Annotated in this window: 1 protein-coding gene; it reads right to left on the bottom strand. The window is 39.5% G+C overall.

The annotated features are described in order from the left end of the window. A partial coding sequence (locus HMPREF3270_RS10960; RefSeq protein ID WP_256324376.1) for a peptidoglycan recognition protein family protein occupies positions 1-658 on the bottom strand: 658 nt, incomplete at its 3' end. Between the last annotated feature and the right edge of the window lie 20 nt (positions 659-678).

The following is a 678-nucleotide window of genomic DNA, read 5'->3' as shown; positions in this document are numbered from 1 at the left end:
AATCCTTCATTTTATTTTGGTTAGCGGTTGTATATGGGGCACCTTTGCCGACATGCAATTCCCATGAACGATGCGGGCAAGAAGTACCAAAGAACTCATTGTGCAGTCGTACTGTGTTCCGGTTTACTGGTAAGCCATAAGATCTCATAACATCAGCTGCCACTTTTAAAGTTGCTTCTTCATTTTCTAAAAACAACTTATCTGACAAGCGCCCCGGATATGATTCGCATACTTCAAAGCCGATTAAGTTAGCATTTGCCCATTGATGACCGCAATGCCATTCTACATAGTCTGTAGGGTGATACCATAACACTTCATTACGGTTAGCATACACACTTGCCCAACCATTAACATGTGTACCATTGTTTTCACGTGCGTATAGCCAAGGTAAATATTGAGCAGGTGTCATACTTCCGTAATCGTTATGGATAACCACGCCTTGAACACTTGGCTTTGGAGCTGTAATTTTATTACCTTCGATATGGTTAGAATAAATATGTTTCAATTGTTTCTCACTTCCATTCTTAGATTTATCTTGCTTTGCATTCAGCTTACTAATATCGTACTTTTCGATTGGCAATCCACTGCATACTTCTGCTTTCTCATCATTCAAATTTGTTCCCTTCGGACGTAGTTGTAAATGGAGATGTGCATTCATAGGATTGTCATAATAGTTGG

This window comes from Staphylococcus sp. HMSC65H10, from assembly GCF_001839185.1.
Lineage (GTDB): Bacteria > Bacillota > Bacilli > Staphylococcales > Staphylococcaceae > Staphylococcus > Staphylococcus simulans.
Note: the sequence above shows the minus strand (reverse complement) of the source record. Positions and strands in the feature narration are given on the sequence as shown.